General features: G+C 63.1%; 11 protein-coding genes and 1 pseudogene. 7 read left to right on the forward strand and 5 right to left on the reverse strand.

Going from position 1 to position 14,502, the window contains the following annotated elements; translation table 11 throughout:
* Positions 1–207: 207 nt before the first annotated feature.
* Both PSH94_RS11690 and PSH94_RS11695 read right to left on the reverse strand, forming a co-directional pair.
* Positions 208–3,291 (reverse strand): efflux RND transporter permease subunit, encoded by a 3,084-nt coding sequence (locus tag PSH94_RS11690; protein ID WP_305437565.1) that lies wholly within the window; start codon positions 3,289–3,291, stop codon positions 208–210.
* A 2-nt stretch (positions 3,292–3,293) separates the two neighbouring features.
* A complete protein-coding gene (locus PSH94_RS11695; RefSeq protein ID WP_253507158.1) occupies positions 3,294–4,397 on the reverse strand; it encodes an efflux RND transporter periplasmic adaptor subunit in 1,104 nt (367 codons plus the stop codon).
* Positions 4,398–4,496: 99 nt separating this feature from the next.
* Between PSH94_RS11695 and PSH94_RS11700 the strand changes: the two genes are divergently transcribed.
* The 6 genes and pseudogenes from PSH94_RS11700 (at position 4,497) to PSH94_RS11725 (ending at position 10,219) form a co-directional block, all read left to right on the forward strand.
* A complete protein-coding gene (locus PSH94_RS11700) occupies positions 4,497–5,702 on the forward strand; it encodes a multidrug effflux MFS transporter (RefSeq protein WP_305437566.1) in 1,206 nt (401 codons plus the stop codon).
* Positions 5,703–5,778: 76 nt separating this feature from the next.
* Positions 5,779–6,640: pseudogene (locus PSH94_RS11705) on the forward strand (pirin family protein).
* A gap of 165 nt (positions 6,641–6,805) precedes the next feature.
* Complete coding sequence (locus PSH94_RS11710) at positions 6,806–8,251, forward strand: mechanosensitive ion channel family protein (protein ID WP_181079677.1); 1,446 nt, start codon at positions 6,806–6,808, stop codon at positions 8,249–8,251.
* A 171-nt stretch (positions 8,252–8,422) separates the two neighbouring features.
* A complete protein-coding gene (locus PSH94_RS11715) occupies positions 8,423–8,941 on the forward strand; it encodes a sigma-70 family RNA polymerase sigma factor (RefSeq protein ID WP_181079678.1) in 519 nt (172 codons plus the stop codon).
* Positions 8,938–9,864 (forward strand): FecR domain-containing protein, encoded by a 927-nt coding sequence (locus PSH94_RS11720; protein ID WP_253507167.1) that lies wholly within the window; start codon positions 8,938–8,940, stop codon positions 9,862–9,864. The genes PSH94_RS11715 and PSH94_RS11720 overlap by 4 nt, the downstream gene beginning before the upstream one ends.
* A gap of 139 nt (positions 9,865–10,003) precedes the next feature.
* Positions 10,004–10,219, forward strand: a complete 216-nt coding sequence (locus PSH94_RS11725) for a molybdopterin-binding protein (protein ID WP_003173733.1) — start codon at positions 10,004–10,006, stop codon at positions 10,217–10,219.
* Between the two features lie 41 nt (positions 10,220–10,260).
* Here PSH94_RS11725 and PSH94_RS11730 read toward each other — a convergent pair whose 3' ends face one another.
* Entirely contained in the window at positions 10,261–11,406 is a 1,146-nt protein-coding gene (locus tag PSH94_RS11730) for a MalY/PatB family protein (protein ID WP_181079680.1), read from the reverse strand.
* A gap of 205 nt (positions 11,407–11,611) precedes the next feature.
* On the opposite strand from PSH94_RS11730, the gene ggt reads away from it, so the two are divergent.
* Positions 11,612–13,336 (forward strand): gamma-glutamyltransferase, encoded by a 1,725-nt coding sequence (gene ggt, locus PSH94_RS11735; protein WP_305437567.1) that lies wholly within the window; start codon positions 11,612–11,614, stop codon positions 13,334–13,336.
* Between the two features lie 32 nt (positions 13,337–13,368).
* Here the strand turns inward: ggt and PSH94_RS11740 are convergent, their stop codons facing one another.
* Together PSH94_RS11740 and pnuC are read right to left on the reverse strand one after the other, a co-directional pair.
* Positions 13,369–13,899, reverse strand: coding sequence for an AAA family ATPase (locus PSH94_RS11740; RefSeq protein WP_305437568.1), 531 nt, complete (start codon positions 13,897–13,899; stop codon positions 13,369–13,371).
* Positions 13,896–14,459, reverse strand: a complete 564-nt coding sequence (pnuC, locus tag PSH94_RS11745) for a nicotinamide riboside transporter PnuC (protein ID WP_253507179.1) — start codon at positions 14,457–14,459, stop codon at positions 13,896–13,898. The genes PSH94_RS11740 and pnuC overlap by 4 nt, the downstream gene beginning before the upstream one ends.
* Between the last annotated feature and the right edge of the window lie 43 nt (positions 14,460–14,502).

The following is a 14,502-nucleotide window of genomic DNA, read 5'->3' on the forward strand; positions in this document are numbered from 1 at the left end:
TGCGTTGGGCTGCGTAGCAGCCCTAGGCAATCGCGTCGCTGCCCGGTGCTTTGGCATCCATGGGTGCCAGGACAACGCTGGCAATGACCGGAATCAAGACACGGCCCCAACAACCAGGGCCATCACGAAACAAACCATCTGCAATCCCTCGCACTGTGTGATCAGGCGAGGGACTTTGCAGCGGTTCTTAGTGCAGAGGAGTAGAGCTTATCCGGCGGTTATGTGGGACGTTTCGACAACCTTGGTCTTCTCCCGCCCCAGCACCAGGCTGCACAGCGCCGGCAGAAACAGCAGCGTCAACACGGTGCCCACCAGCACCCCGCCGATCAGCACGTAGGCCAGGGAAGACCAGAACACCGAGAGCGTCAGCGGGATAAACGCCAGCGCCGCTGCAAGCGCGGTCAGCACCACCGGCCGGGCGCGGCGTACGGTGGCTTCGATGATCGCCTCGCGGATGGCCATGCCGTGGTCCTGGTTCTGGCGGATCTGGTCGGTGAAGATCAGGGTGTTGCGCATCAGTATCCCGCCGATGCCGATCAGCCCGAGGATGGCGTTGAACCCAAACGGCTGGTTGAACAGCAGCAAGGTCGGCACCGCGCCAATCAAGCCCAGCGGCGCGGTGGCGAAAACCATGAGCATCACGCCGAACGAGCGGACCTGGAACATGATCACCGTGAGCGTCAGCAGGATCATGATCGGGAAGAGCGCGGCCAGGGCTACGTTGGCCTTGGCGCTTTCTTCCACCGGGCCGCCGATTTCGATGCGATAGCCCGTGGGCAACTGGGCGATCAGCGGTTGCAGGTCTTTGTACACGGCCATTTCCACGTCCGGCGGTTGGACGCCGTCGACGATGTCGGCGCGCACTTCCACGGTATTGGCGCGGTTGCGGCGCTTGAGGATCGGGTCCTCCATCACTGCCTGCAAGTGCCCCACCTGGGCCAGCGGCACCGCCGTGCCGGCGCTGTTGGTCAGGGTCATATTGTTGAGGTTGCCGAGGTTTTCTCGCTGGCTGCCCTGGGCACGGGCCACCACCGACACGGTGCGGTTGCCCTCGCGCACTTCGGTGATCGGGTTACCGCTGAGCAGCGCGTTGAGCTGGGACTTGACCTCGTCAGGCGTAAAGCCCAGCAGGCGCAGGCGATCCTGGTCCAGGACCAGGCGATAACCGCTGGTGCGCTCGCCCCAATCAAGGAACGCGTCGTGGGTCAGCCGGTTGGCGGCGACGACGTTGCGCACATCTTCGGCTACGCCGCGCAGCACATCCGCATCCGGGCCGGACACGCGAAACACCACCGGGAACGGTACGGGAGGGCCGAACAGCAATTGGGTGACGCGCACCCGCGCCGCCGGGAATTCGCCGGCGGCAATACGCTCGCGCATGCGCAGTTTCAACGCGTCGCGTGCGTGGGAGTCGGGGGTTTGCACGATCAGTTTGGCGAACGCCGGGTCGGGCATTTCCGGGTTCAATGACAGAAAGAACCGAGGCGCGCCGCCGCCCACATAAGTGTCGACCATGCGGGTCTGCGGCTCCTGCAACAGCGCTTTTTCCAATTGCGCGGCGACCGCCTCGGTGCTTTTAAAGGCGCTGCCCGGCGGCATGTACACCTCCAGGATCAACTCGGAACGGTCGGAGTTGGGGAAAAATTGTTTTTTCACCACGGCCATGCCCAGCACGCACAGTACAAAGGCCGCGACCACCAGCCCGGTGACCAGCCAGCGCCGGCGCACGCAGGTCTCGACCAGACTGCGCAGCCTCTGGTAATAGCGGCCGGCGTAGATAGCGTCATGGCCGCCGGGCACCGGCTTGATCGCCGGCAGCAGTTTCACCCCCAGGTAGGGCGTGAACACCACTGCCACCAGCCATGAAGCGATCAGGGCGAAGCCGACGATCCAGAAGATATTGCCGGCATATTCCCCGGCGCCGGAACGCGCAAACCCCACCGGCAGGAAACCGATGATGGTCACCAGCGTGCCGGTCAGCATCGGCGCCGCCGTGGAGCTCCAGGCGAAGGTGGCGGCGTGGATGCGGTCAAAGCCTTCTTCAAGTTTGACCACCATCATCTCGATGGCAATGATTGCGTCGTCCACCAGCAAACCCAGGGAGATAATCAGTGCGCCGAGGGTAATGCGGTCGAATTCGCGCTCGGTGACCAGCATGATCACGAAAACAATCGACAGTGTCAGCGGTACCGCCGCCGCCACCACCAGCCCGACGCGAAAACCCAGGGCCAGCAGGCTGATGACCATCACCACCGCCAGCGCGACGAAGAATTTGAGCATGAACTCGTTCACCGCCAGGCTGATGTTTTTTGCCTGGTCGGACACCTTGGCAAAATTCACGCCCTGGGGCAGGTCGGCCTGGATCCGCGCTTCCTCGGCCTGCAGGCTTTTATCCAACTCCAGGCCGTTCCATTTTTTCTGCATGATGACGCCCAGCATCAGCGCCGGGTCGCCCTGATGACGGATGCGGTAGCTGGGTGGGTCTTCGTAGCCACGGCTGACGCTGGCCACGTCGGCGATGCGCAGCACGCGACCATTGGCGACCAGCGGCACGTTTTCGATCAGCGAAAGGCTGTCGAAGGCGCCGTCGATGCGGATATACGCACGGGCGCCGGCGGTCTCGACAAAACCCGAAGGCGCCACCGCGTTCTGCGCGGCGAGGGCGGCAAAGATCTGCGCCGGCGTGATACCCAGGGTTGCCAAGCGCTCGTAGGAAAACTCCACAAAGATCCGCTGCGCCTGTTCACCGAGGATATTGACCTTCTTCACCCCCGGCACGGTAAGCAGGTTCTGGCGCAGATCCTCGGCCATCTGTACCTGCTGGCGGTGGGGCAGGTGCTCGGCTTCCAGGGCATACAGCGCAAAGTACACGTCTGAATATTCGTCATTGAAGAACGGCCCGATCACGCCATTGGGCAGGCGAGTGGCTTCGTCGCTGAGCTTTTTGCGCGTCTGGTAAAACAAATCCTGGATTTCACCGGGCCGTGTGGATTCCAGGAATGTCATGCGCATCGACACGAAACCCGGCTGAGCGATGGTCTCGACGCGGTCGTAGTAGTCCAGTTCCTGCAGGCGTTTTTCCAGACGATCAGCGACTTGTTCCTGCATTTCCCGGGCGGTGGCGCCGGGCCAGGCGGCGGTGATGGTCATCACCTTCACGGTGAATGACGGGTCTTCGGCGCGCCCCAGTTTGCCGAAGGAGAAGACGCCTGCCGCGAGGATCGCCAGGATAAGAAACAGCGTGACGGCGCGGTGCTTGACCGCCAGTTCGGAGAGGTTGATGCCGCGCATGTTCAGTTGTCCTGTTTACGGTTGAGAGCCAGCGCCTGGGCGGGCAGCAGGCGCACGGTGTCGCCGCTGTGCAATAAGTGCGCGCCTAACGCAACGACCACCTGGCCCGGACTGACGCCGCCGGCGAGCAAAGCGTCTTCCTGGCCGAGGCTGGCCACGGTGACCGGGGCGAAGCTGAGGCGGTTGTCGGCACCGATCACCCACACGCCGGTGCCATGCCCGGCGTCGTACAGCGCGCCGATGGGGACGCGGGTCTGCTGGGTCTGACCGTTACCTTGCAGGCGCACGGTGATGGTCGAGCCGAGGGCGAAGCGCTCGACGGCGCCCTGCAGCACATAGCGGGCGCGGTAGGTGCGGGTGGTGGGATCGGCACTGGCGGACAACTCACGCAGGGTAGCGGTCACGGTCTGGTCCGGTGCGCCGAACGGGAAGGCCAGGGCTTTCTGCGCGGCCAGCTCGCGGTTGTTTTCCGGCAGGTTGACAACGGCTTCACGCGCGCCGTCATGGGCCAGCCGCACCACGATCTGGCCTTCGGCGACGACCTGGCCGCGGTCTGCACGCACGTCGGTGATGATGCCGTCGCCGTCGGCCTTGAGCACCGAGTAGGCGCGACGGTTTTCGATCTGGCTGGCGTCGGATTGCGCCGCTGCCAGTTCGGCTTCGGCAACGCGCAGGTTGGTCGCCGACTGATCGAAGATCTGCCGCGACACGGCCCCGGTGCTGGCCAGGCGCTGGTAGCGGTTGGCATCGTCACGGCGCTGGCGCAATTGGGCCTGGGCGGCGTTGACACGGTTTTTTGCCGAACGCAGGGCCAGTTCGAAGTCGCCCACATCCAGTACCAGCAAGGTATCGCCACGGGACACGTGCTGGCCTGGATCGACCTTGCGCTCGATCACCTTGCCGCCAACGCGAAAGCCCAGGTCGCTCTCGGTGCGAGCGGCGACCACGCCGGTGTAGGCGCTTTGCTGGGTGCCGGCGGCTTCGACCTTGGCGGCGAGCACCGGGCGCACAGGCGCGGCGGTGGGGGTGTCGGCCTGGCTGTTGCAGCCGCTGAGAACGGTCAGCAGCGCCAGGGGTGTCAGCAGACGCATGGGGAGAAGGGGCATGGCGGGCTCCGGAGTAACCAATGGGCAAAAAATTATGGACATAATTTTTTGCCCATATTATGGTCGAAATATAAATTAATCCAGCCCCGGATACCCCCTATGACAAACGCCCCGGTCCCATCGCGCAGCCTGCTGTTTTTACTGGTGGCCCTCACGGCGTTGGGGGAAGTTTCGACCCAATTGATCATTCCCGGACTGGGCGCGATCGAGCATGCGCTGGTGGCGCCGCCGGGCTCGGCGTTGATGGCTCTGTCGGCGTTTGTCGCGGCGTTTGGCCTGGGGCAGTTGATATTCGGGCCGTTGTCGGACCGTGTCGGCCGGCGTCCGGTTTTGCTTGGCGGCCTGGCGCTGTATGGGTTGGCGACCCTGTCGATGTTGCTGGTCAACGACATCCAGCAGTTCATTGCCGCCCGCGTCATGCAAGGTCTGGGTGCCTGCGCGGCATTGGTGCTGGCGCGCACGGTGGTGCGGGACGTGTGGAAGGCCGAGGCGGGGCCGGCACTGGCGCTGACCATGATCGGCATGCTCTACGCGATCGTGGTGGCGCCGATGGTCGGTGGGCTGCTGATCAACTATGTGGGCTGGCGCGCACCGATCCTGTTCGCGGCGGTGATGGGCAGCGTCGTGTGGCTGCTGGCGCTGCTGTTTTTCCGCGAGAGCAATCACGCCCTGGACCCCAGGGCCGGCCACTGGCGCACCCTTGGCGGGCAGTACCTGAATCTGCTCAAAGACCGACCCTACCGGGCCTACGCGGTGGCACTGGCGTGCACCTACGGCGCGATGTTTGCGGTAATCGCCGGTTCGTCGGCGGTGTTTATCAATCTGCTGGGTTTCAGCAGTCTGGCGTACGGCATCAATTTCGGCCTGATCGTGTCGATGTTGATCGTCGGCTCCACCTATACCCGACGCAATATCATGCGCCTGGGGCCCCAGCGCATTGTGACCAGGGGCGTGACGCTGGTGGCGCTGGGTGGGGTGTCGGCGCTGGTGATCTATCAAGTGTTCGGCTTGTCGGTGCTGGGACTGGATATTCCGATAGCCCTCGCCACCCTCGGCGGCGGTCTGGTGCTGCCGGGCGCGGTCACCGGCGCGGTGATGCCCAATGCTCACCGCGCCGGCCTGGCAGCAGGGCTGATGGGGTTTGCGCAGATGTTCGGAGCGACCTGCAGCGGCCTGTTGTTGAGCCACCTGCACGACGGCAGCGCGACACCGATGATCATGATCCAGGCCGGTTCTGCGATCCTGGCGGGGTTGGGGTTTTACCTGCTGCGCGCGCGTCTGCCGGCGGAACTGTCCTATACATAGGACAATCCAGGCCAGGTTTGCCGTCTAGTGCTAATGTGCCGTCGGCCGTATGGTGTACCCACTTTGGAGGTACATCATGAAAAAATTAATCGGCATCTACACCAGCCCTCGCGGCCACTGGGTGGGCGATGGCTTTCCGGTGCGTACGCTGTTTTCCTACGACTCGATGGGCAAGCACATCAGCCCATTCCTGCTGCTGGACCACGCCGGGCCCGGCGCAATTCACCCCGACCGAACAGCGTCGCGGTGTCGGCCAGCACCCCCATCGCGGCTTTGAAACCGTGACCATTGTTTACGACGGTGAAGTCGAGCACCGCGATTCCACCGGAGCCGGCGGCACTATCGGCCCAGGTGATGTGCAATGGATGACGGCGGCCAAGGGCATCCTGCATGAGGAGTTTCATTCCCCAGCGTTTGCTCGCCGCGGCGGTGCGCTGGAGATGGTGCAGCTGTGGGTCAACCTGCCGGCCAAGGACAAAATGGCCGAGGCGGGTTACCAAACCATCGTCGACGCCGATATCCCGGTGCTGCCTCTGGCCAACGACGCCGGGCAACTGCGTTTGATCGCCGGTGAGTTCGCCGGTGCCAAGGGGCCTGCGCGCACGTTTACAGCCATTGATGTGTGGGATCTGCGGCTCAATCCCGGCAAACCGGTGACCCTGGACCTGCATGCCGGGCGTAACACTGCCCTGGTGATCCTGCGCGGAACGCTGTTGATCAATGGCGAGGAAGTCGCGCGCCAAGGGCAATTGGCGTTGTTCGAGCGTGATGGGCACCAATTGACCTTGGAGTCCAATGACGACGCCAAGGTATTGCTGCTCAGCGGCGAGCCGATCGATGAGCCCATCGTGGGGCATGGACCGTTTGTGATGAACACCGAGCAGGAGATTCATCAGGCCTTTGCGGATTTTCAATCCGGCAAGTTCGGGCGGATGTGAGCGGCCCCTTTTTTGTGGTGAATGAACCGGCCTTGTGCGAGGCAAGCTCGTTCACCACCGATGCGGTTTTTTTGCGCAGAACACCGAGGGGGCGTCACGACACAATTTGTTTCCGATAGGCTCATTTCATGCGATCTTCCCGTCATTCGCCCTGGAGTCGCCTGGATGCCCTCGTTTATCGCTGACCACCCGATGCTGTGCGCTTTGGCGCTGATCCTGATTGACATCGCCGTGTGGCGCCTTATTTCTCCCAACCTGGCCAACTGGAAGTTGGCGGCGCGCTTGGTCATTTTTGCGGTGTTCAGCGCCGTGCTGTTCAACGACGGCATGAACCCTATGCAGTTGGCCCCCTATGCCGATGACACGGCGCTGCATCTGGCTGCCACGGCGTTGCAGATCGGCTGGTGGCTGTTCGCGGCGCGCACGCTCACCGTGCTGCTGGGCGCGTTGATGATGCAGCGGGTCGGTCATACCGGGCGGTTGTTGCAGGATTTGATGGGGGCGGTGATTTTCCTCATCGCAATTATCGCCGCCATGGCCTATGTGCTCGATCTGCCGGTCAAAGGCGTGCTCGCCACGTCCGGCGCGGTGGCGATCATTGTCGGCCTGGCGCTGCAAAGCACTTTGAGCGACGTGTTTTCCGGGATCGTGCTCAATACCACCAAGCCCTACCAACTGGATGACTGGATCTCCATCGACGGCACCGAAGGTCGCGTCACCGATATCGACTGGCGCGCCACTCGGCTGCAAACTTCCCAGGGCAGCATGGCGGTGATCCCCAATTCCCTGGCGGCCAAGGCCAAGATCATCAATTTCTCGCGCCCGGCGGATATGTTCGGGCTGGCGGTCAGCCTGCAGGTCAGCCCCCATGCGCGCCCGCAAACGGTGATCGAAGCGTTGGAGCGCGCCATGCAGGGCTGTCGTCCGCTGCTGGCCAAGCCGGCGCCCAGCGTGGCGTTCAAAACGTCCGCCAGTGGCGGGGTGGAATACGAGATCAGCGGGTTCGTGCCGGCGATGCCGCTCAAACGTGAGGTGCGCAATCAGCTGTATGACCTGGCTTTCCGCCACCTGCAGGCGGCGGGCGTGAGTCTGTTGTCGGCCTCCGAAAGCGCGGCCCCGGTGGTGACTTCCCGCGCACGGGCGCTGCTGGATAGCTCGACGATTTTTTCCACCCTGCGGCAGGAAGAAAAGGAAACCTTCAGCCAGAACATGACCCTGAGCACCTACCGCGCCGGCGAGATGATCCTGCCGGCGGGCGAGGTCAGCGACCATTTGTTTATCGTCGAGTCCGGCGTGGTGTCGGTGATGCTCACCAAGGGCGGGCACAAGTTCGAGGCCGGGCGCATGGGCCCGGGCGAGGTGATCGGCGAGGCGGGCATCCTGTCCGACGAGGCAACCCTGGCGGATTTCACCGCCAAAACCTTCTGCACCCTGTACCGCATCGAGAAGGAATACCTGACCCCGTGTCTGGATGCCCGACACGATATCGGCGACGCGATGAAAACCCTGCTGGATTTCCGCGTACACGCCGCCCAGGCCCTGACCCAGGAAGCGCCGGTGGTGCCGGTAAAAAAAGGCTTTTTGCAGTGGTTGCGCAAGCGCGGCTTCTAATGAAACCGCAGCGAGCTGCCTGAATGCGCAAAACCGGACCGGTTATCTCGCACGTAAAACCCGTGGCGAGCTTTTACAGAAGCACGTAGGAAAAGTTCGTGGTATAGCGGCGCGATATTAAATAGAATGAATCTCATTTGAGACTCACTCGCGCCGCGCAGGTTGCTTGCCATGAATGATGCCGTTGTCCCTACGCACGCCCCCGAACCGACGCTGTCGAGCTTGTACCGTGACCACCGCAGTTGGCTGGAAAACTGGCTGCGCCGGCGGCTGGGCAACGCCTGGGATGCGGCGGACCTGAGCCAGGATACATTTCTGCGGGTGTTGGCCAGTGCCCAGCCGATTGCGCAGGTGCACGAACCACGCGCGTACCTGGTGACGGTAGGCAAGCGTTTGCTGGTCAATTTCCATCAGCGGCGCAGCCTCGAACAGGCCTACCTGAATGCCCTGTCCACCTTGCCCGAAGCCAGCGTGCCGTCGCCCGAACAGCGCTGGCTGCTGCTGGAAACCCTGCAGGCGCTGGATGAACTGCTCGACGGTTTGCCGGTGCTCGTGCGCCGTGCCTTTCTGTGGAGTCAATTGGAAGGCCTGGGTTATCGCGAGATCGCCGAACGCCTTGATGTGTCCGAGCGAACCGTCAAACGCTACATGGCCCAGGCCTACGAACATTGTCTGCTGGTGGCGCTGTGAGCCGAGACGTAGCGCGCGCGGCGGCGCAGTGGCTGGCGTTGCTGGAGTCCGGCGCGGCCACCGAGCGCGATCATGCCGCGCTGCAACATTGGCGCGACAGCCATCCCCAGCACGAGCAGACCTGGCAAAAAGCCCAGACCTTGCGCCAGCGCTTCAGTAACTTGCCCCCGGCCCTGGCGATGGCCAGCCTTGACCGCCCGCAGCCAGGGCGGCGCGCGGTGCTCAAGCGTGCGTTGGGAGTGGCCGCCCTGGTGCCCACGGCGTGGCTGATCAGCCGTCAGTTGCCTCTCGACGCCTGGCGCGCCGATGTGCGCACCGCCACCGGCGAACGCCAACGCCTGCCATTGGCTGATGGCGCCAGCCTGCAACTCAATACCGCCACGGCAGTGGATGTGGACCTGGCACAGCGACACGTCACCCTGGTTGACGGCGAGCTGGCGCTGAACGTGCCTGGTGCGGCTGCAATGACGGTTTACACCCGTTACGGGCAACTGCGGGTCAGCCAGGCCGACGTCTGCGTGCGGCAACTGGCCGCCGGCTGCCGCGTCTCGGTGCTCAAAGGCGCGGTGCAGGTGCGTGATGCGAACGGGCAGGTGTCCACGCTGCGGGGTGGCCAGCAAGCGCCATTGAATGCCACCGGTCTGGGCGCATCGCTGCCGTTCGACGTATTGCAACTGGGCTGGCGCGACGGCGTGCTGACCGCGCAGAACCAAGCCCTGGGAGATTTTTTGCGCGAACTTGAACGCTACCGTCCCGGCGTGCTGCGCTGGGACCCCAGCCTTGAAACGCTGCGCGTTACCGGGAGTTTTCGGTTGGACGACACTGACAGCGTCCTGGGTTTGCTGGCCTCGACCTTGGGTTTTGAGGTGCACGCGCGCACGCGCTATTGGGTAACGCTGACAGCTGCCGGGGCAAACGCGTAAGCCTTGATACCTGGAAGGCGTATATTTCCTAAAGGAATAAATAAATAGTTATTTATTCCTTTTAATATATCAAGGCGTGGCGCATGTTGGGGCCCTGCGCATTCGTGCGGATTACCCAACAGCCATCAGGAAAGCCGACATGACCATCAAAGCGATCAACGTGCGCAACCAGTTCAAGGGTGTGATCAAGGAAATCCTGCTAGGGGAGGTGGTGTCGGAAATCGACGTGCAGACCGCGTCCGGTATTGTCACCTCGGTCATCACCACCCGCTCGGTGCGCGACCTGGAATTGAAAGTGGGCAGTGAAGTGATTGCCTTTGTGAAGTCCACCGAAGTGTCCATCGCCAAACTCTAGACGGCCCGACCGTGGGAGCGGCGCTCCCCACGGTTCGTTTCTCAGCGTTCGCGCAGCGCCCGCTCCATGCGTTGCAGGCCTTCTTCCAGCATCGCCCGTGGGCAGCCGAAATTCAGGCGCACGAATTGTTGGCTGTCATCACCAAACTCAATGCCTGCGCTCAAACCGACCTTGGCCTGTTCCAGGAAGAATTGCTGCGGATCTTCCAGGCCCAGAGCGCTGCAATCCAGCCAGGCCAGGAAGGTACCTTGCGGCGCATGCATCACCACGCCGGGTAAGCGGCTGCGCACCGCCGTCATCAGATAGTCGCGGTTGGCCTGCAGGTACGCGAGCAGCGCGTCGAGCCACTCGCCGCATTGGCTGTAAGCGGCGCGGGTCGCTTCCAGGCCCAAGGGGCTGACGCTGTCGACCATGCCGCAGCGCGCGTTGTTGAAACGCTCGCGGATCTCGGCGTTCTGGATCACCGCAAAGCAGGTTTTCAGGCCCGCGACGTTATAGGCCTTGCTCGCCGACATCAGCGTAATCGTGCGCTGTGCGATGGCCGGGCTCAAGCTGGCGGTAGGGATGTGGCGGCGGCCATCGAAGCACAGTTCGGCGTGGATTTCGTCGCTGATGATCAATGCACCGTTGTCCAGGCAGGCGTTCGCCACGGCCAGCAGTTCTTCGCGTGGGAATACTTTGCCGATGGGGTTGTGCGGGTTGCTCAGCAGCAGCGCTCCCGCGCCATTCAGTGCCTGACGCATCGCGGGCAACGGGGTCAGGTATTCACCGTTTTCGAATGCAAACGGCACTTCGATGCGTGGCAGGTTCCAGTGGCCCGGCGCCAGACGAATCGGCCGGTAGTTGGGGGTTTGCAACACCACCGGTTGGCCGGGCTGCACAAAGGCGTGCAGCGCCATATTGAAGCCAGGTTCGACGCCGGGCAGGAACAGCAGTTCTTCGGGCAGCACGCGCCAGGCGTACTTGGCCCACAAGTCGTCGACGATGGCCTGGCGCACCTGCGGGCCGGCCACGCTATAGCCGAGGATCTGCTGGTCGAGACGTTCGCGCAGGGCTTGCAGCACCGCCGGCGGCGCGGCGATGTCCATGTCGGCGATCCACATCGGCAACACGTCTTCCGGGTAACGGCTCCACTTGGTGCTGCCGGTGCCGAGGCGGGAGTGGATCGTGTCGAAATCAAAGCTCATGGGCGGCTCGTCTCAAAGGGCAGGGGAGCTGATTCTAACGGGATAACCGCCAGATGCCAGCAGCGGGGCCGCGCTTTGCAAGATGCAGGCATATTGATGGCTTCGTCCCGTGACCGACAAGTTCTGTAATAAAAACGCCATTGCGCTGGGGCTGGGATCTGAGTCGGGCTATTTTGGTGCATCTCAATCACCCGAGTAGCCATGGATGAAATACCAACCCTTCAGCCGCACATTGATTGCCACTGCCCTGGTGTTGACGGTCAGCGGCGTGCACGCCGCGTCCCAGGCCCCGGTGGCCGGTGAAAACGGCATGGTGGTCACGGCCCAGCATCTGGCCACCCACGTGGGCGTGGATGTGCTTAAAGCCGGCGGTAACGCAGTGGATGCGGCGGTGGCCGTGGGCTATGCGCTGGCGGTGGTGTACCCGGCCGCCGGCAACCTGGGCGGCGGCGGTTTCATGACCGTGCAACTGGCCGACGGCCGCAAGACCTTCCTCGATTTCCGCGAAAAAGCGCCCTTGGCGGCCACCGCCGACATGTACCTGGACAAGGACGGCAATGTCGTGGAGGGCCTGAGCGCCAAAGGCCATCTGGCGGTCGGCGTGCCTGGTACGGTCTCCGGCATGGAGTTGGCCTTGAGCAAATACGGCACCCTCAAGCGTGCCCAGGTCATTGCCCCGGCGATCAAACTGGCGGAAAACGGCTTCGCCCTGGAGCAAGGCGATATTGACCTGCTGCACACCGCCACCGGCGAGTTCGCAAAAGACAAAGACCTGCGCGGGATCTTCCTGCATAACGGCCAGCCGCTGCGGGTCGGTCAGAAACTGGTGCAGAAAGACCTGGCCAGGACCCTCAAGGAAATCTCCGCCAGAGGCAGCGACGGTTTCTATAAAGGCTGGGTCGCCAAGGCATTGGTGGATTCCAGCCAGGCCGGCAAGGGCATCATCACCCAGGCCGACCTGGACAAGTACAAGACCCGCGAACTGGCGCCCATCGAATGCGACTATCGCGGCTACCACGTGGTCTCGGCGCCGCCACCCAGCTCCGGTGGGGTGGTGATCTGCCAGATCATGAACATCCTCGAAGGCTACCCGATGGCCGACCTGGGCTACCACTCGGCCCAGGGCCTGCACTACCAGATCGAAGCGATGCGTCACGCCTACGTGGACCGCAACAGCTACCTGGGCGATCCGGATTTCGTACAAAACCCCATCGACCATCTGCTGGACAAGGACTACGCCGCCAAGCTGCGCGCCGCCATCGAGCCGCAAAAGGCTGGCGACTCCCAGGCGATCAAGCCCGGTGTGGCGCCCCATGAAGGCAATAACACCACCCACTATTCCATCGTCGACAAGTGGGGCAATGCGGTTTCGGTCACTTACACCCTTAACGACTGGTTCGGTGCCGGCGTGATGGCAAGCAAGACCGGTGTCATTCTCAATGACGAAATGGACGATTTCACCGTCAAGGTCGGCGTGCCGAACATGTACGGCCTGGTGCAGGGCGAAGCCAATGCGATCGCACCGGGCAAGGCGCCGCTGTCATCCATGAGCCCGACCATCGTGACCAAGGATGGCAAGGCCGTGATGGTGGTGGGCACGCCGGGCGGCAGCCGCATCATCACCGCGACGTTGCTGACGATCCTCAACGTGATCGACTACAAAATGAATATCCAGGAAGCGGTGGACGCGCCGCGCTTCCACCAACAGTGGATGCCCGAGACGACCAACCTGGAGACGTTTGCGGTGAGCCCGGATACCCAGAAAATCCTCGAGAGCTGGGGCCATAAGTTCGCAGGTCCGCAGGACGCCAACCACTTGGCGGCGATCCTGGTGGGCGCGCCTTCGCTGGGCGGCAAGCCGGTGGGCAACAACCGGTTCTATGGGGCCAATGACCCGCGTCGTAATACCGGGTTGTCCTTGGGCTACTGATCCACGCCCAGCCTCTGTCGGCGTGTTCGCTGTTACAGAGGCTGGTTGAGCAGTTTTCCCACCGCCGCGAACGCCGCTTGCCGGCGTTCCTCCCAATCGCCGCCGATCACCACGGTGGGCTGTTGATGCTGGTGCAGCCATTCCAGGCCCGCCTGGAAAAACGCCTGGCGGTCCGCCAGGCAAGGCTGGCAGCGCTGGCCGTCGGCGGTCCATTCCACATCGTCGGGCGACAGCAACAGATGCAGGTCGTAGTGACGGGCCAGCAGCTCATCTTCAAGCCAGGCGGGACAGTCGCCGAACAAGGTCTGGCTCCATAGCCGGTTGGTCAGCAGGTGGGTGTCGAGGATCAGCAGGTCCGGGCGCTCGGCGCGGGCGGCGTCTTCCCAGGCCAATTGGCCGCGGGCAATGGCCGCGATGTCTGCCAGGCAGGTATCGCGTTGGTGATGGTCGATGAAATACCGCACGTACTCGCCGACCATCAACCCGCCGAACTGCGCCTGCAATTGCGCCGCCAGCCAGCTTTTGCCGCTGGATTCCGGGCCGGCCAATACCACCACCTTCATGTGCGCAACGCCGGATCGGCGCGCCACTCGCGCCAGCCTTGCACGGCGATCACGGTGAACAGCGCATACAGCGCGGCAATGAGGTGCATGCCTTTGTAGAGGAACAGCCCGACAAAGATCACATCCACGCAAATCCACAACGGCCAGCATTGCACGCGTTTCTGCGCCATCCATACCTGCGCCACCAGGCTAAAACCGGTGAGCGCGGCGTCGAGCCAGGGTTGCGCGGCGTCGGTCCAGTGCGCCATTGCCGCGCCGAGCAACAGGCTGCCAACCGCGCCCAGCGCCAGGCTGGCCAGGACGGCCGGCACGCCCAGGCGAGTCACCTGCCGGCCTTGCTTGACTTCGCCGGCGCGGGTCCATTGCCACCAGCCATACACTTGCAGCGCGGCGTAGACCACCTGCAGCAGCATGTCGGAATACAGCTTCACCTCGTAGAACAGCCAGGTGGAGAGCAGCACCATCACCAGCCCGATGGGCCAGCACCAGGGGTTCTGCTTGACCGTCAGCCAGACGGCGATCACCCCCAGCGCAAAGGCGAATAGTTCAAGCCCGGACATGGCGGTTCCTTGGGAGAGTAAAAGAGGCGGGGATTGTAACCAG

Source organism: Pseudomonas sp. FP2254 (genome assembly GCF_030687695.1).
GTDB lineage: Bacteria > Pseudomonadota > Gammaproteobacteria > Pseudomonadales > Pseudomonadaceae > Aquipseudomonas > Aquipseudomonas quebecensis.